This window comes from Blastomonas sp. 34TW (assembly GCF_059803595.1).
The window spans coordinates 41,050-57,466 of sequence record NZ_JAPFGW010000009.1; the positions used below are offsets into that span (position 1 = coordinate 41,050).

Below are 16,417 nucleotides of genomic sequence, written 5' to 3' on the forward strand. Positions count from 1 at the left end.
TTCAAGGGAGAAGGTTTGGCTATTCCAGACTCTTCACCACCTGTTCGGTCACATCCTTCGACAGTCCCGGCTGCGCCAGGATCCGCTCGAGGCATCCGCGCATCATGCCAGCGCGCGCCGCATCGAACCGGCGCCAGCGCCCCAGCGGCGCGATGAAGCGCGCGGTGGTCTGCGGGTTGAGCGGATCGAGCCTCAAGACCAGATCGGTCAGCAACTCGTAGCCGCACCCGCTTTCGTGATGGAAAACCGGCTGGTTGGAGACGAACGGCCAGTAGAGCGCGCGCACCCTGTTGGGGTTGGTCAGCGTGAAATCCTTGTGCCGGATAAGCTCGAGCATCTGCTCGTACACCTTCGGATGCGCCGATCCGGTCTGCAGCGAGAACCATTTGTCGATGACCAGCGCGTTGCCCTGATAGCGGTTGTAGAAGCTGTCGAGCGCGGTCTCGCGTTCGTCCGCCTGCATGCTGGCGAGCACCGATAGCGCGCCCTGGCGGTCGGTCATGTTGTCGGCGCGCGCGAACTGATCGAACGCAAGCGCCGCAGCGTCGCCGGCTTCTGACGAAGCGATGTAACCGAGCGCCAGCGACTTGATCTTGCGTGCCCCCCTCGCCTCGCGGCTCAGCGAATAGGGCACCGCACTCGCGCGCTCGTGCACGATCCGCCATTGGTTCAGCAGCCGCGCTCCGATCGCCTTGCGCAGGCTCTTGCGCGCCGCATGGATCGCCTCGGGCCGCACCACCAGCATCTGTTCGCCGAGGAACGCCTCGGTCGGCAGGCTGAGGATCTCGGCGCGCATCGAATCGTCGAGCCGCTGGTCGCTGACCAGATCGCCGAACACCGCGATGATCTCGTCGAGCGACACCGCCTGGCCCTGCGCGCCGCCGGGGCCGTCCAGGGCGGCAATGTCGGCGATCAGCCGGTCGATGACGAGCTGCTGCAGTGCCTCGTAGCGCGCGAACGGATCGTCATCGTGGCGCACCAGAAACGGCAGGTCGCCGCTTGCGCGCGCGACATCGAGATTCACCGGCGCGGAAAAGCCGCGGTTGATCGACAGCACCGGCGCGCGGGCATAGCCTTCGAACGACAGCGCCTGCTCGGCCTCGGTCAGCATCACCAGCATCTCGCCGCGATGCGCCTTCATGTCGCGGTCGATCAGCGCGGTGCGCAGCGGGATCGGCATCAGCGGCTTGACTGGCTGGCCGGGCGTGGAGGCGAAATTCTGGCGGAGGTGCAGCGTCGCGGTGCCGGTCGCCGCATCATGCTCGAGCCGCGCCTGAACCTGCGGCGTGCCCGCTTGTTCGTACCAGCGGCGGAACTGGCTCAAGTCGAGCCCGGCGCCCTCCTCCATCGCCCGGACGAAGTCCTCGCAGGTCACCGCCTCGCCGTCATGCCGCGTAAAATAGAGGTCGCAGCCCGCGCGGAAGCGCTCGGGTCCCGCCATGGTCGCCATCATGCGGATCACCTCGGCGCCCTTGTTGTAGACGGTGGAGGTGTAGAAGTTGCTGATCTCCATATAGCTGTCGGGGCGGATCGGGTGCGCCAGCGGCCCAGCATCCTCGGGGAACTGGCTCGCGCGCAGCATCCGCACGTCCTCGATCCGCTTGACCGCTTCTGAACCCATATCGGCGGAAAAGCACTGGTCGCGATAGACGGTGAAGCCCTCTTTCAGGCTCAGCTGGAACCAGTCGCGACAGGTCACGCGATTGCCCGACCAGTTGTGGAAATATTCGTGCGCGACCACGCCCTCGATCGCGTCATAGTCGTAATCGGTCGCGGTGTCGGGATCGGCGAGAATGTAACGCGAATTGAAGATGTTGAGGCCCTTGTTCTCCATTGCCCCCATGTTGAAATCGCTGACCGCGACGATGTTGAACACCGGCAGGTCATATTCGAGGCCGTAGACGCGCTCGTCCCAGGCCATCGAGGCTTTCAGCGCCTGCATCGCGTGCGCGGTGCGCCCCTCGTCGCCTGCGCGCACGAAGATGGCGAGATCGAAATCCTTGCCGCTCTTCGTGACAAAATGGTCGCGCGTCGCCACCAGATCGCCCGCGACCAAAGCGAACAGATAGCTCGGCTTGGGATGCGGATCGCGCCAGCGGGCAAAGTGCCGCCCACCGTCCAGATCGCCCGATTCGACCAGCGCGCCGTTGGAGAGCAGGACGGGGAAGCGTTGCTTGTCCGCGCGCAGCAGCACCTCGTAGACCGCCATGTTGTCGGGCCGGTCGATGAACGGGATGACCCGGCGGAAGCCTTCGGCCTCGCACTGGGTGCACAGCATGCCGTTCGAGGCGAACAGGCCCATCAGCTGGGTGTTGGTATCGGGCGCGATGCGCGTGGTGAGCGTCACGGTGGCGCGTTCGCTTGCCAAGTCGAAGGCGATGGCGCTGCCCTCGGTCCGCCAGTTCACCGACTGGCCATCGACGGCGAGGGATCGCGGCAGCGCGCCGTCGCAATCGAACCGAACGGGGCGGTCATGATCGCCGTTTCGCACGAGGACGAGCGTCGCGTGGACCTCGGTCGCCGAGAGATCGAGATCGAATTCCAGCGCCACCGTCTCGACGCGCCAGTCGGGCGGCTGATAATCGGCGCGGTAGATCACCGGAGGTTCGTGGAGCGCCGGGCTGGCGGTTGCGGTCTGGATATCGGCCATGGGGCGAGAGACTAGTGCGCGTGTCCGGCCGCGTCACGCCGTTTTCCGGCGAACGCCGGAATCCAGAGCGGATACAACACTATCTCGCCACTGGACTCCGGCTTTCGCCGGAGAACGGTTGCCTGTGGACGGGAGTTGATTAGGTTCGCCCGCATGAGCCATCTCTTCATCTTCGGCATGGGTTATTCGGCCTCGCACCTTGCGGCAAAGCTGCGCGCTCAGGGCTGGCAGGTGCGCGGGACCGGGCGCGCGGGCGACGTGGATTTTGCCGATTCTGCCTCGGTGCAAGCCGCCCTCGCCGAAGCCACGCACGTGCTTTCCAGCGTGCCTCCCGACCGCGCGACCGGGCTCGATCCGGTGCTCACCCATTATGCCGACATCCTGCGCGCCGCGCCCGCGCAGTGGATCGGTTACCTGTCCTCGACCGGCGTCTATGGCGATGCGGGCGGGGCGTGGGTGGATGAAACGTCCGTCGTCGGCACCGGACGGCGCAATGCGCGCACCGAGGCGGACCTGGTCTGGCAGGCGCTTAATACGCGCGTCCGCGTGCTCCGCCTGCCCGGCATCTATGGCCCGGGCCGCAGCGCGCTCGACCGGGTGCGCGATGGCAGCGCAAAGCGTATCGCCATGCCGGGCCAGGTGTTCAGCCGGGTGCATGTCGAGGATATTGCAGGCGGCGTCATCGCCTCGTTTGGCGGGCCTGCGGGCGTGTACAATCTGGGCGACGACCTGCCCTGCTCGCAGAACCGGGTGATCGAGGCCGCGTGCCGGTTGCTGGGCGCGCCGCTGCCGGCGCTGCAATCGCTCGAGCAGGCGAACCTCTCGCCGATGGCTTTGGGCTTCTATGCCGAGAACCGGCGCGTGGCCAATGGCAAGGCCAAGCGGCTGCTGCGGTGGCAGCTCGCCTATCCCGATTACGAGGCGGGGCTGGCGGCGATCCTGCGCGGCGGCGGCTGAAAACTCAGCGCTCGAACCGCTCGATCACCCAAGGCTCGGCCTTCGCGGCCTCGGCCCAATCGACCATCCATTCATGGCCCAAAATGGCCTCGCTATAGGCCTGGGCAAAGCCGGGAAGCGTTATCGCATAAGTCTGGAAGCGGGTGATGACCGGCGCGAACATGATGTCCGCCGCGCTGAAGCTGCCGAACAGGAACGGCCCGCCGCGCCCGAACCGCGCGCGCGCCTCGGCCCAGAGCGACAATATGCGCATCACGTCCTGATGCACTTCGGGGCTGACGCTGAAATCGTCGTAGGTCCGGCGCATGTTCATGCCGCATTCGCGGCGTAGCGGCAGGAAGCCGGCGTGCATTTCCGCCGCCATCGACCGGGCGAGCGCGGCGGCGACCGGGTCCTTCGGCCAGAAGCGGTCGCGATGCGTCCTGTCTGCCAGCCAGTCGATAATGGCGAGCGAATCCCACACCACCGCCTCGCCGTCCCACAGCACCGGCACCTTGCCGGCAGAGGGCTGGAATTCGGGCGCCTGCCGCCGCTCGGGCCAGGCCTCGTCGTAAAGCGGCACGACCACTTCCTCGAACGGCAGCCCCGATTGCTTGCACGCCAGCCAGCCGCGCAGCGACCAGCTCGAATAGTTCTTGTTGCCAATGTACAGCTTCATATCTGCCCCAATCGATCGGCTGTATGTCTGACCTGTTTCCCGGCAAGGGCCACGAAACGGAGATGGTCTGCGAGAAGGTTACTCGCTGATGCTGTCCATCACAAAGCCGCGCAGATCGTCAATCCCCATGCGCTTTTCGGACGAGGTGATGATGACATCGGGAAAGGCCGCGGGATGCTTGCGCGCCTCGGCACGGGTGAGATCGGCGATGCGCTCGAGTTCGCTTGCCTTGATCTTGTCCGCCTTGGTCAGCACGAGGCGATAGCTCACCGCCGCCTCGTCGAGCATCTTCATGACATCGAGATCGACCGGCTTCACGCCATGACGGCTGTCGATCAGCACCAAAGTGCGCTTGAGCGCCGCGCGGCCGCGCAAATAGTCGTTGATCAGGAAGCGCCATTTCTTGACGACATCCTTGGGCGCCTTGGCAAAGCCATAGCCGGGCATGTCGACCACGCGAAAGCGCGGCGGATCGCCGATATCGAAGAAGTTCAATTCCTGCGTGCGCCCCGGCGTCACCGAGGTGCGCGCGATCGCGCGCCGGCCCACCAGCGCGTTAAGCAGCGAGGACTTGCCGACATTCGACCGGCCGGCAAACGCGATTTCCGGCACGGTGGGCGGCGGCAGGAATTCGAGCGAGGGCGCGGACTTGAGGAAGGTGACAGATCCCGAGAACAGCCGGTTCGCTTCCTGAAGCAGCGGGTGGATGATGGGTTGGGCTTCGTCGGTCACGCCTTGCCCTTGCCGTCGGCCTTCGCCGCCTTCTCTGCCGCTTCCTTGGCCGCCAGCTCCTTCAATTGCGGATGGCGACTGTACAGCCATTTCTGCTGCGCGATGGTGAGCACGTTCGACATCGCCCAGTAGAGCTGAAGCCCTGCCGCGAACGGTGCCATCACGAACATCAGGACCCAGGGCATGATTCCAAAGACCTGCTGCTGGACCGGGTCCATCGGCGCGGGATTGAGCTTGAACTGCAGCCACATGGTAACACCCAGGATGATCGGGAGCACGCCGATGGCGATCATGCTCGGCGGATCGAAGGGCAGCAGCCCGAACAGGTTGACCGGGGTGAGCGGATCGGGCGCGGACAGGTCCTTGATCCACAGCGCGAACGGCTGGTGGCGCATCTCGATCGCCAGCAGCAGCACCTTGTACAGCGCAAAGAAGACCGGGATCTGCAGGAACATGGGCAGACATCCGGCGAGCGGATTGACCTTTTCCTTGCGGTACAGCTCCATCATCTCGGTTTGCAGCTTCTGCTTGTCGTCCTTGTAGCGTTCCTGCAGCGCCTTCATCTTGGGCTGCACCGCGCGCATCGCCGCCATCGAGGCGAATTGCTTTTGCGCGATCGGGAACATCAGGCCGCGGATGATGATGGTCAAAAGGATGATCGCCACGCCGAAATTGCCGACCTGTTCGAACAGCCAGTTGAGCAGCTTGAAGATCGGCTTTTCGAACCAGATGAACCAGCCCCAGTCGACCGCGCGGTCGAGCAGCTTGATCCCCTTGGCATCGACATAATCGTCGAGCAGCTCGGTTTCCTTCGCCCCGGCAAACAGCATCGACCTGGTCTGAATCTGCTTGCCCGGCGCGACCACGGTCGTGTCGAACAGCAGCTCGGACTGGTAGAGCTTGCCGCCCAATGCACGGAAATTGCCCGCCATCTTGCCCTTGGTATCGGGTGCGGGGATCAGCGCCGAGAGCCAGTAATGGTCGGTAAAGCCGAGCCAATCGATATTGCCGTCATATTCGACCAGCTTTTTCGGGTTCTCGTCGAGATCGTCATAATGCACGTCGAAATCGGCGACATCGTCGAACACGCCGAGCGGCCCGTTGCGCACCGTCCAGGTGCTGGGATCGGCATTGGCGCTGGTGCGGTTGATCAGCCCCAGCGGGCGCACGATCGCAGGCGTGGTTCCGCTGTTGATGAAGCGCTGGGTGACGGTAATCAGGTAATTGGCGTCGATGGCATAGGTGATCTCGAAGCGCTGGCCCGCAGGGTTGGTCCAGCTCAGCGTCACCGGCGTCTTCTGCGTCAGCTTGGTGCCGTTGGCCGTCCAGACGGTCTGGCTGGTCGGGGTGACGACACCCTCGCCGATCCAGCCGAACTGCGCGAAATACTGGTCTTCGGTACCCGCCGGCGAGAACAGGTGGACGCGGTCCGAATCCTTGTCGAGCTTCTCGCGATAATCCTTGAGCACCAGATCGTCGAGCCGCGCGCCGGTGAGGTTGATCGATCCGGCGACGCGCGGCGCGTCGATGGGAATGCGCGCGCTTCCGGCGATCACCGCCTTGCGCTCGCGGATCACCTTGGGCGCGGTGCCGGTATCGGGCACGGCATTGCTGTTCTTGAGGCCGGGACGCGGCGCTTCGACCGCATCCTCGATCGTCGCCGGGCGCGCGGGATAGAAGAACTCCAGCGCATAGGGCCATCCGAACAGTACCAGAGCCATCATAGCGATGGCCAGGATGACGTTACGCTGATTCTCCACGCTTCAAACCTTCTTCCGGCAATTCATAAGGGGGCGCGATGCTGTCAGGGCACCGGATCATGGCCGTGCCCGCCCCAAGGATGACAGCGCAATAGCCGCTTCATCGCCAGCCAGCCACCCTTAATCGCACCGTATTTCGTCAGCGCCTCGATGGCATATTGCGAGCAACTGGGGCTGTAACGGCAGCTGGGCGGCAGCACGCGCGAGGGACCGAGCTGCCAGGCGCGGGCGATCAGGATCAGGATCTGGCGCATTGTGGCTCCATGCCCCCTGCCCTCACCCGAAGCGCGCCGAACATGCCAGCGGCGTTAGACGGACATGCAAGGCCAGACGACCGGCGCAGCATCAGCGCCTGCGCGGCTTGGCACGCGGCGGACGGCGGTCCGAGCTCGCCTTGCCTTCGCGCACCCGGGCGAGAGCGCGCTCGAGATCGGCCTTCATCGCGGCAAAATCGCGGGTCAGCGCCTCGTTGCGCCCGATCAGCACATGGTCTGCGCCCGCGATCCCGTGTTCGGGCAGCAGCGTGCGCGCCAGTTCGCGGAAGCGCCGCTTGATCCGGTTGCGCACTACCGCATTGCCGGTCTTCTTGGTGACGGTATAGCCGATCCGCGCCTGTCGGCTCTGGTCCGCGCGCGGCTTGACCAGCAGCACGAATCCCGGCGTGCCGACACGCAGGCCGCCATTGGCGGCGAGAAAATCGGACCGCTGCCGCATGACAACGGGCGCCCCGGAGCCTTCCGGAGCGCCCGTGCTGTCGAATTTGGTGCTGTCGTGCGCGCCCGCAATCACGGGCGGCGGCCCGATCAGGCGCTCAGGCGCTTGCGGCCACGGGCACGGCGTGCACGCAGCACGGCGCGGCCACCCGGGGTCGCCATGCGCGAACGGAAACCATGGCGACGCGCGCGCACGAGATTGCTGGGCTGAAATGTGCGCTTCATGCGGCACTCCTGAAAATTACGGGTTCAAATGATTCGCTGCAGAAACCGGCCAAGCCGTCCCCGCGAAAGCTGGGCGCATAAGGGGCGGGCTGTGGAAAGTCAAGCGCGCGCGGGCAGCTTCAGGCGCTTTGGGTTTCCGCCTGCGCCCGGTCCTTGGCCAGCCATTGCCGCATCGATGCGGGCGGCGGCGACGGGTTCATCTCGCGTTCGCCCAGCGCCGCGAGCGCCCGCGCCCGATCCGCCTCGGTAAAGCTGCCCGTGGTCAGGCAGAATTCGACCATATTGCCATTGGGGTCGCGGGTATAAATCGAGCGGCACCAGTTGTGATCGATCTCGAGCACGTCGAGCCCGGCCGCATTCCACTGGTCGCGCCGCGCGTCGAGCTCTTCGGCGCTGTGCACCGCAAAGGCGAAATGGTTGGTGCCCGGCGGCATGTGCGCGGCCTTGTTGAGGTTGAACTCATGGGCGTCGGCACCCGGCACCTCGTTCAGCTCCCAGAACGCGATGAAGCTGCTGTCATCGCCATCCATCCGATAGAAGAAATGCTTGCCCCAGCCGCCGCCCATCATCGGCGCGATCTCCACCTTGACCAGCTCGAACCCGGTGATGCGTTCGTAGAAATCGTGGATCGCGGCCATGTCGCGCGCCGCCATGGCGAGGTGGTGATAGCTCATGTCAGTCCCGTTTCCGCCGGTCGACCATGCCCATGACATCGGCGGTCGCGCCTTCGGGCGCGGCAACCTCGGTCACCGGATCGTCCATATCGTCATATTCCAGTCGCAGCGCGCGGCTCATCACGGCATGCATGATATAGGTCGCGGTGACATAGGTGAGCTCCAGAATTTCCTCGTCGGAGAGCTCCGCCTTCAAGGCGGCGAACACGCCATCGGGCACGCGGCCATGCTGCAGCACCAGTGCGTCGGCATAGGCCAGGACCGCGCGTTGCACGGGTGTGAAGCAATCGGCGACCTGCCAGTGCGCGATCGCCTGGACTTGCTCCTCGCTGAGCCCGGCAAAGCGCGCCGCCTTCATGTGCTGCGAATAGACGAAGCGCGATCCCACCGCATAGCCCGCGCGCGTCTGACCGAGTTCGCGCAGGACAGGATCGAGTTTGCGCTTGTCGGAGCGGTAGAAACCGAAGCCCTCGGTGGTGTGGCGGAAGGCATCGGGGACGAGCGCGAAGACGGTCCACCAGTTGCCCGGCGTGCCCGTGGCGGTGCCGGGCTGATCTACGGGATCGCGATCCCCGAACAAAGCGGTATAAAGCTTGCGCACATAATCGTCCGCCTCGTCGCGCGGGACCTGGCGCAGACGCGGCATCAGCGGCTCCTCTGCTGGCGGGCAGAGCGAGCCGCGCCGGTCACTTCATCGCCTCGCAGGCTTCGAGCACCTTCATCGGGTTGCCGAGCGGGCTGACATCGCGCAGCGCCAGCGAGAACTGGCGGATCATCCCCGCTTCATCCGCAATGCCGGCGGCCTTGGCGCGCTCTTCGGTCAGTTGCGCCGCGAGCCTGTCTGCCAGCGCACCGACGCGCTTGCCGAACGGGCTTTCGCCCGAATCCTCGAGCTCGCTTTCGGCCATGCCGGCGAGATAGCTGGTCAGCGCAAAGCACTGCATCTCGCGCGTGAACGGGTCTGAGGGCAGGGTGACGACGCGCTTCGAGCTGATCAGCGGATAGCGGCTGGCGCATTGCGGCAGCAGCGTCTGCGCATCGGCGGCGAGCGTATCGAGATTGGGCGGGGGCAGGCTCGCCGTCGCCTCGAGCTTTTCGGCGAACGTCTCGGGCGCGCCTTCCGTCTGCTGGCGGGTCAGGTCGAACAGGAACCAGCTTGCCTCGGCCACAGCCTCGGTCTTGCCGCCGCCGGTCACCACCGCCGCATAGAAACAGGTGAGACCGGCCTCTTGCGGATCGGTAGCCAGCCTCGCCTGACGGGCGGGCGCCTGGGCGCCCGCCATCGGGGCCGCGCCAAGGGCCATCGCCGCGCTGGCGAGCGCAACCATGGCCCTGGACACGAACCGGATCATGCCGCGAGCTTGCGCAGCACGTAGTGGAGGATGCCGCCGTTCATGAAATACTCGATCTCGTTGGCGGTATCGATGCGGCACAAAGCCTCGAAGCTGAAGGTCGAGCCATCGGCGCGGGTCACTTCGACCGTCACCTGCTGGCGCGGCTTGAGATCGGCAATGCCCCGGATCGTGAACGTATCGTCACCGGTCAGGCCCAGCGACTGGCGGGTATCGCCGTTCTGGAACTGCAGCGGCAGCACGCCCATGCCGACGAGGTTCGAACGGTGGATACGCTCGAAACTCTCGACGATCACCGCCTTGACGCCCAAGAGGTTGGTGCCCTTGGCCGCCCAGTCGCGCGACGATCCGGTGCCATATTCCTTGCCCGCGATCACGACCAGCGGCGTGCCATCGGCCTTGTGGCGCATCGCGGCGTCATAGATCGGCATCACTTCCTGGCCATAGCGGCTCATGCCGCCTTCGATCCCCGGGACCATCTCGTTCTTGATGCGGATATTGGCGAAGGTGCCGCGCATCATCACCTCGTGATGGCCGCGACGCGCGCCATAGCTGTTGAAATCGGCCTTGGCGACCTGATGCTCCATCAGCCACTTGCCCGCAGGCGAATCCGCCTTGATCGATCCGGCGGGCGAGATGTGGTCGGTGGTGATCGAATCGCCCAGGATCGCGAGCGGCTTGGCCTCGATGATGTCGCCCACCGGCGCGGGCGTCATGCTCATGCCCTCGAAATAGGGGGGGTTGGCGACATAGGTTGAACCGGCGCGCCAGCTATAGGTTTCCGATCCTTCGACATTGATCGCCTGCCAGTGCTCGTCACCCTTGTAGACATTGGCATAGCGCGCCTGGAACATCGAGCGGTCCATGCACGATGCCATGGTGTCGGCGACTTCGAGATTGGTCGGCCAGATGTCCTTGAGGAACACATTCTGGCCGTCCTTGCCGGTGCCGATCGGGGTGGTGGTGAAATCCTCGATCACCGTGCCCTTGAGCGCATAGGCGACGACCAGCGGCGGGCTGGCCAGGAAGTTCGCGCGCACGTCGGGCGAGACGCGGCCCTCGAAATTGCGGTTGCCCGAGATGACGGCAGCGGCGACCAGGCCATTGTCGTTGATCGCCTTGCTGATCGGCTCGGCGAGCGGACCCGAATTGCCGATACAGGTGGTGCAGCCATAGCCGACCAGGTTGAAGCCGACATTGTCGAGATGCTGCTGCAGCCCGGCCTTGACGAGATAGTCGGTGACCACCTGCGATCCCGGTGCGAGCGAGGTCTTGACCCAGGGCTTGGGCTTGAGGCCCAGCTCATCGGCCTTCTTGGCGACGAGACCCGCCGCGACGAGCACGCCGGGGTTCGAGGTGTTGGTGCAGCTGGTGATCGCGGCGATCATCACGTCGCCATCGCCGATGTCGAAATCCTTGCCTTCGACCGCGACGCGCTCGTTGGCCTTCTTGTAGGTCTCGGCCATGTCCTTGGCGAAGACATCGTCGACTTGCGTGAGGTCGACGCGGTCCTGCGGACGCTTGGGGCCGGCGAGCGAGGGGACGACGGTCGACATGTCGAGCTCGAGCGTGCTGGTGAACACCGGGTCCACTGCATCGGGTTCGATCCAGAAGCCCTGCTCCTTGGCATAGGCCTCGACCAGCGCCAGCAGCTCCTCGTCGCGCCCGGTGAGGCGCATGTAATCGATGGTCTTGTCGTCGATGCCGAAAAAGCCGCAGGTCGCGCCATATTCGGGCGCCATGTTGGCCAGCGTCGCGCGGTCGGCAAGGCTCAGCGAGGCGAGGCCCGGGCCGTAATATTCGACGAAGCGGCCGACCACGCCATGCTTGCGCAGCATGTTGGTGCAGGTGAGCACGAGGTCGGTCGCGGTGACGCCTTCGCGCAGCTGTCCGGTCAGCTTGAAGCCGACGACCTCGGGGATCAGCATCGAGACCGGCTGGCCGAGCATCGCGGCTTCCGCCTCGATCCCGCCGACGCCCCAGCCGAGCACGCCCAGGCCGTTGATCATCGTGGTGTGGCTGTCGGTGCCGACACAGGTATCGGGATAGGCGACGATCGCGCCGCTCTCATCGGTGCTGGTCCAGACGGCCTGCGCGATATTCTCCAGGTTCACCTGGTGGCAGATGCCGGTGCCGGGAGGGACCGCCTTGAAATTGTCGAGGCTCTTCGATCCCCATTTCAGGAAGTCATAGCGCTCGCCATTACGATAATATTCGATCTCCACATTCTGCTCGAACGCCTTGGGATGGCCGAATTCGTCGACCATCACCGAATGGTCGATGACCAGGTGCACGGGCACCAGCGGGTTGATCTTGCTGGTATCGCCGCCGAGCTTGGCGATGGCATCGCGCATCGCGGCGAGGTCGACGACGCAGGGCACGCCGGTGAAATCCTGCAGCAGCACGCGCGCGGGGCGATACTGGATTTCCGCGTCGGACGAGGGGTTCTTCTGCCAGTCGACGATGGCTTGAGCATCGGCAGTCGAGACGGTGAAGCCGCCGTCCTCGAAGCGCAGCATGTTCTCGAGCAGCACCTTCATGCTGAACGGCAGGCGCGAGATATCGCCCAGCTTTTCCGCCGCCTTGGCCAGCGAATAATAGGCGATGGTGCGTCCGCCCACTTCCATCGTCGCCCGGGTGCCGAGCGTGTCCTGTCCAACAGCGGTCATGTGGAGTCCCTTCCAGTTATATGTCCCACGGCACCGGAGCGGTGCCCGATCTCAGGCGGTTCGTCACCGACAGGCCGGATGGGGACGCGCGCGACCATTTTTTTGTGCGCGGAACCGGCGGGCCGATGCATCAACCGATAAGTCGGCCAAGCCCTTAGCGCAAGGTTCTGCGGCGGGGAAGGGGGTTGGCTATATTGAAAAACCCAGCTTGTTGGGTTATCCATATCGTCCATGGTCGTCGTCCATCGAGAAGCCGGAATGCGTTTCGTGATCTATGTCGACGACCACGATCCGCCGCATGTCCATGTGATCGGTCAGGACGGCGAGATGAAGGTCTTCCTGTTCGGCCCTGAAGGGCGGCCAGTAATGGACCATAGCATCGCCATGAAGACCAATGACCGCAGGCGCGCGATGGACATCATCGAACGCCGCAGCGCCGATTTCCATCAGCGCTGGCAACAGATACACGGGAGTGAATGACGTGACCGCTGATACCCACTGGTCCGATGCGCAGGCCCCCGCTGCCAAGGAGCGCGGCAAGGCGAAGCTGATCGCCGAACCGCGCGCAGTCGCGGCGCGCTATGACGCCGAAACGGACCGCATCATCGTCGATCTGGCGAGCGGCGCAACCTTTGCCTTCCCGCCTGCGCTGGTCGAATTCCTGCAGGACGCCACGCCCGAGCAGCTTGCCGACGTCGAGGTGCAGGGCGCAGGCTTCGGGCTGCACTGGGAGACGCTGGACGTCGACTATACTGTGCCCGGCCTGATGAACGGCGTGTTCGGCACCGCACGATGGATGGCAGCGCGGGCGGGGCAGGCGAGGTCAAGCGCGAAGGCGCGGGCGTCGCGCGAAAATGGGAGGAAGGGCGGGAGGCCGAGAAAGGCTGGATGACAGCTTGTCACTGCTGCCGCCGACCCATCCGGGCTCTCCGCTGACGCCATCTAGAAGCTATGCACTAGGCGCAGTCCGACATGGTCGATCCCGGGATTCTGGTCGGAAAACAGCTGGGCATGGCTCTGATGTTCCCAGGCCAGTTCCGCCGCCCATTTGCGGCTCAGACGGATGCCAATCGAGGCATTGGGGTTGAACAGCACGCGCGATCCGAACGCCGTGCGCGTCTGGTAGATGGCAAAGCGCCGCCGCGCCTCGGCAAGCGGCAGGCCGGGTACGAACGGATTGGGGGTGAAGCGATAGCCGTCGTGCACGCTCACCCCGATGCCGACCTGGCCGTAAACACGCCCACCGAGGATGTGCTGCCGCCATTCCGCGCCGACGCTAGCAAAGCTGGTGCGCTTGTCGAGGCTGATCTGCAGCTTGGCGGTGAGACGCGGCTTGAGCGCGAATTTCAAAGGAGCGGTACGATAGAGCACCTGCACGTCGGCGGTGCCGTCTTCCTCCATCCCGTCATAGACCTGGCCCAGCGGTAGTGGCGGCAGATCGAAACTGAGCGCGCTGCCAAGTGGGTGAAAGTTCGCACCGTGCCGAAACATGCCGACCGCCAGTTCGGGACCCACCTGTTCGAGCTCGCTGCCATCGCGGGCCTTGGCGGGGGCGGCATGGCAGGCAAGCGTCAGCGCCGCGAAAAGCGCGGTCCATTGCATCCGCATCATGGAAAACCTCAAGACAAAACGGCTGTCGTTGCGCCGCGTCTTTCATGTATAATGGCAAAAAATTGCTGTCAAACAGAAAGAATATCATGTCCGACAGATATTGGCTGACGCCAGACCAGGCGCGCCGGTTTCGGCTGATCGGGGCGCTGTTCCTGGTCGCAGCGCTTGTGATGCTTCCCGTGATCGTCTTTGCCGGATTGACCCCCGGAGCGTCGCCCTATTGCGGTGGCGAGGGGTGCCTGTGGGTGTCCAAACCCGCCAGCCTGCTCAGCCAGGAAATCCGCCTGCAGGTCGAGGCCACAGCCGAAACACGCGCCGTCTTCGCGGCCTATGTCGATCGATCCGAAGTGCGGCTGGGTCTCGCCGCCATCGAGGCGGTCGTCAGCGTGCCTTATGCGCTGCTGCTTGCGTGCGTGGGGCTGGCCCTGCGCCGCCTCGGCAGGCCGACAGACGCCGCGCTGGTCGAGGCGCTGCGATGGCTCAAACGCGCATCGGGGGCAGCGGTGGTCTGGGCCCTGGCCAGCCCGGTGCACGAAACGCTGCTCGAATCCTTCCTGTCGCCCGGTACGCCGACAGGGCCCGTGTTCCAGATCGTGGTCAACCTTGCCTATCTCGCGACACCATTGCTGCTGGCGCTCGCGGCCTATTCGGTCACCTGGGCGATCGAGACCGCGCTGCGCAAGCAGCACGAGCTCGACGGGTTCGTCTGATGCCGATCGTCGTCAACCTGAATGTCATGCTCGCGCAGCGCAAGGTGCGCTCCAAGCAGCTCGCCGAAGCGATCGGGATCACCGAATCCAACCTGTCGCTGCTCAAGTCGGGCAAGGTCAAAGGCCTGCGCTTTTCGACGCTCGCCGCGATCTGCTGCTATCTCGAATGCGAGCCGGGCGACATTATCGGCTATAGCTATTCCCCCGACGATCTCGACGGGGGTGGCGAAGCGGATTAGCCCCCCGTCCCACCCACCGTTAGCCCGCTGACCAGCAAGCTGGGCTGGCCCACGCCTGCGGGCACGCCCTGCCCCCCCTTGCCGCAGACGCCGACGCCTTCATCGAGGGCGAAGTCGTTGCCGATGCCGGTGACCTTGGTGAGCACCGTCGGGCCGTCGCCGATCAGCGTCGCGCCCTTGATCGGGGCACCCAGCTTTCCGTTTTCGACGCGGTACGCCTCGGTGCAGGTGAAGACGAACTTGCCCGAGACGATGTCGACCTGGCCGCCGCCGAAGCTTCTGGCATAGATGCCGTTTTTCACTCGGCTCAGCAGCTCGGCGGGGTCGTCGTTGCCGGCGCGCATGAAGGTGTTGGTCATGCGCGGCATCGGGGCATGGGCATAGGACTGGCGGCGGCCGTTGCCGGTCGGGGCGACACCCATCAGCCGGGCGTTCAGCCGGTCCTGCATATAGCCGCGCAATATGCCGTTCTCGATCAGCACATTTTCCTGCGTGGGCGTGCCTTCATCGTCGATGGAGAGCGAGCCGCGCCGGTCCTGGATCGAGCCATCGTCGACCACCGTCACGCCCTCGGCGGCGACGCGTTGGCCGATGCGGCCCGAAAAGGCGCTGGTGCCCTTGCGGTTGAAATCGCCTTCCAGCCCGTGCCCGATCGCCTCGTGCAGGATGATGCCAGGCCAGCCGGGACCGAGCAGCACGGTCATCTCGCCCGCAGGCGCGGCGACGCTTTCCAGATTGGTCAGCGCCTGGGCCAGCGCCTCGTCGATCGCGCGGTTCCAGACCGCGTCCTCGAACATGCTGTCGTACAGATAGCGCCCGCCCATGCCGAAGCTGCCGACCTCGCGCCGGTCGCCGCTCGATGCTACGATCGAGACGTTGAGCCGCACCAAGGGCCGCACATCGGTGGCGACAAAGCCATCGGCGCGCACCACCTCCACCACCGACCAGCTGCCGACGAGGCTTGCGGTCACCTGCGCGACGCGCGGATCGCGCGCGCGCGCGGCGGCGTCGATCTTCTCGAGCAAAGCGATCTTGGCCTCGAAGGGGATGGATTCGAGCGGATTGCCATCGGTGTACAGATGCCGGTTGTTCCGGCGCGGCGGCGGGGCGGCCTCGCCCTTGGCCGGGTCGAGCAGCTTGAGCGTCTCGGCGGCGCGGCGGATTCCGGAGGCGCTGACATCATTGGCATGGGCAAAGCCGGTCATCTCGCCCGAAACACCGCGCAGGCCGAAGCCAGAATCGGTCGAATAGTCGGCGGTCTTCAGCCGCCCGTCGTCGAAGACGAAGCTCTCGCTCGCCGAATATTGCAGATAGAGCTCGCCATCGTCGCAGGCTTTCAGCGCATCGCGGGTGATCGCCTGCGCGGTATCGGGGTCGAGCGCATCGGCGCGGTAGAGGAACGAGCGGGGGTCTGTCTGGGTCATCGCAGACATATGCGCGTTCGAGGGGCGTTAGGGAAGGGGTGGG

At 65.0% G+C, this 16,417-nt stretch carries 18 protein-coding genes; 5 read left to right on the top strand and 13 right to left on the bottom strand.

The window, feature by feature from the left end; translation table 11 throughout:
• Positions 1–19: 19 nt before the first annotated feature.
• Positions 20–2,650, bottom strand: a complete 2,631-nt coding sequence (gene pepN, locus OPU69_RS12380; RefSeq protein ID WP_498511411.1) for an aminopeptidase N — start codon at positions 2,648–2,650, stop codon at positions 20–22.
• 153 nt (positions 2,651–2,803) lie between these two features.
• Between pepN and OPU69_RS12385 the strand changes: the two genes are divergently transcribed.
• Positions 2,804–3,607: a Rossmann-fold NAD(P)-binding domain-containing protein gene (locus OPU69_RS12385; RefSeq protein ID WP_498511413.1), complete on the top strand. Its 804-nt coding sequence runs from the start codon at positions 2,804–2,806 to the stop codon at positions 3,605–3,607.
• 4 nt (positions 3,608–3,611) lie between these two features.
• On the opposite strand, the gene OPU69_RS12390 is transcribed toward OPU69_RS12385, so the two are convergent.
• The 10 genes from OPU69_RS12390 to acnA form a co-directional block, all read right to left on the bottom strand.
• Positions 3,612–4,265, bottom strand: a complete 654-nt coding sequence (locus OPU69_RS12390; protein ID WP_498511415.1) for a glutathione S-transferase family protein — start codon at positions 4,263–4,265, stop codon at positions 3,612–3,614.
• A 78-nt stretch (positions 4,266–4,343) separates the two neighbouring features.
• On the bottom strand, positions 4,344–4,997 hold the full coding sequence (gene yihA, locus OPU69_RS12395; RefSeq protein WP_082730767.1) for a ribosome biogenesis GTP-binding protein YihA/YsxC: 654 nt from the start codon (positions 4,995–4,997) through the stop codon (positions 4,344–4,346).
• On the bottom strand, positions 4,994–6,757 hold the full coding sequence (gene yidC, locus OPU69_RS12400; RefSeq protein WP_498511417.1) for a membrane protein insertase YidC: 1,764 nt from the start codon (positions 6,755–6,757) through the stop codon (positions 4,994–4,996). Before yidC ends, yihA begins: the two co-directional genes overlap by 4 nt.
• Positions 6,758–6,801: 44 nt before the next feature.
• On the bottom strand, positions 6,802–7,011 hold the full coding sequence (gene yidD, locus OPU69_RS12405; RefSeq protein WP_060977423.1) for a membrane protein insertion efficiency factor YidD: 210 nt from the start codon (positions 7,009–7,011) through the stop codon (positions 6,802–6,804).
• A gap of 91 nt (positions 7,012–7,102) precedes the next feature.
• Positions 7,103–7,471, bottom strand: a complete 369-nt coding sequence (gene rnpA / locus OPU69_RS12410) for a ribonuclease P protein component (protein ID WP_498511419.1) — start codon at positions 7,469–7,471, stop codon at positions 7,103–7,105.
• An 89-nt stretch (positions 7,472–7,560) separates the two neighbouring features.
• Positions 7,561–7,695, bottom strand: a complete 135-nt coding sequence (rpmH, locus tag OPU69_RS12415; RefSeq protein WP_060977424.1) for a 50S ribosomal protein L34 — start codon at positions 7,693–7,695, stop codon at positions 7,561–7,563.
• A 119-nt stretch (positions 7,696–7,814) separates the two neighbouring features.
• The gene (locus tag OPU69_RS12420) at positions 7,815–8,369 is read right to left on the bottom strand and encodes a VOC family protein (protein ID WP_498511421.1); all 555 of its coding nucleotides are present in this window, start codon (positions 8,367–8,369) and stop codon (positions 7,815–7,817) included.
• A gap of 1 nt (position 8,370) precedes the next feature.
• Complete coding sequence (locus tag OPU69_RS12425; RefSeq protein ID WP_498511423.1) at positions 8,371–9,015, bottom strand: carboxymuconolactone decarboxylase family protein; 645 nt, start codon at positions 9,013–9,015, stop codon at positions 8,371–8,373.
• A gap of 40 nt (positions 9,016–9,055) precedes the next feature.
• A complete protein-coding gene (locus tag OPU69_RS12430) occupies positions 9,056–9,721 on the bottom strand; it encodes a hypothetical protein (RefSeq protein WP_066114605.1) in 666 nt (221 codons plus the stop codon).
• On the bottom strand, positions 9,718–12,390 hold the full coding sequence (gene acnA / locus OPU69_RS12435) for an aconitate hydratase AcnA (protein ID WP_498511425.1): 2,673 nt from the start codon (positions 12,388–12,390) through the stop codon (positions 9,718–9,720). The genes OPU69_RS12430 and acnA overlap by 4 nt, the downstream gene beginning before the upstream one ends.
• Positions 12,391–12,621: 231 nt before the next feature.
• Here acnA and OPU69_RS12440 point away from each other — a divergent pair, with 231 nt between their 5' ends.
• Both OPU69_RS12440 and OPU69_RS12445 read left to right on the top strand, forming a co-directional pair.
• A complete protein-coding gene (locus OPU69_RS12440) occupies positions 12,622–12,870 on the top strand; it encodes a DUF4160 domain-containing protein (protein ID WP_498511427.1) in 249 nt (82 codons plus the stop codon).
• Position 12,871: 1 nt separating this feature from the next.
• Positions 12,872–13,282, top strand: coding sequence for a DUF2442 domain-containing protein (locus tag OPU69_RS12445; protein WP_498511429.1), 411 nt, complete (start codon positions 12,872–12,874; stop codon positions 13,280–13,282).
• Positions 13,283–13,332: 50 nt separating this feature from the next.
• Here the strand turns inward: OPU69_RS12445 and OPU69_RS12450 are convergent, their stop codons facing one another.
• Positions 13,333–14,001 carry an acyloxyacyl hydrolase gene (locus tag OPU69_RS12450; protein ID WP_208597824.1) on the bottom strand — a complete coding sequence of 223 codons (669 nt, stop codon included), beginning with the start codon at positions 13,999–14,001 and terminating at the stop codon, positions 13,333–13,335.
• 86 nt (positions 14,002–14,087) lie between these two features.
• Between OPU69_RS12450 and OPU69_RS12455 the strand changes: the two genes are divergently transcribed.
• Together OPU69_RS12455 and OPU69_RS12460 are read left to right on the top strand one after the other, a co-directional pair.
• Positions 14,088–14,711, top strand: a complete 624-nt coding sequence (locus OPU69_RS12455; RefSeq protein WP_498511431.1) for a hypothetical protein — start codon at positions 14,088–14,090, stop codon at positions 14,709–14,711.
• Positions 14,711–14,950 (top strand): helix-turn-helix domain-containing protein, encoded by a 240-nt coding sequence (locus tag OPU69_RS12460; RefSeq protein WP_060977431.1) that lies wholly within the window; start codon positions 14,711–14,713, stop codon positions 14,948–14,950. Before OPU69_RS12455 ends, OPU69_RS12460 begins: the two co-directional genes overlap by 1 nt.
• On the opposite strand, the gene tldD is transcribed toward OPU69_RS12460, so the two are convergent.
• Positions 14,947–16,374: a metalloprotease TldD gene (tldD, locus tag OPU69_RS12465; RefSeq protein ID WP_498511434.1), complete on the bottom strand. Its 1,428-nt coding sequence runs from the start codon at positions 16,372–16,374 to the stop codon at positions 14,947–14,949. The genes OPU69_RS12460 and tldD overlap by 4 nt on opposite strands.
• Positions 16,375–16,417 lie beyond the last annotated feature (43 nt).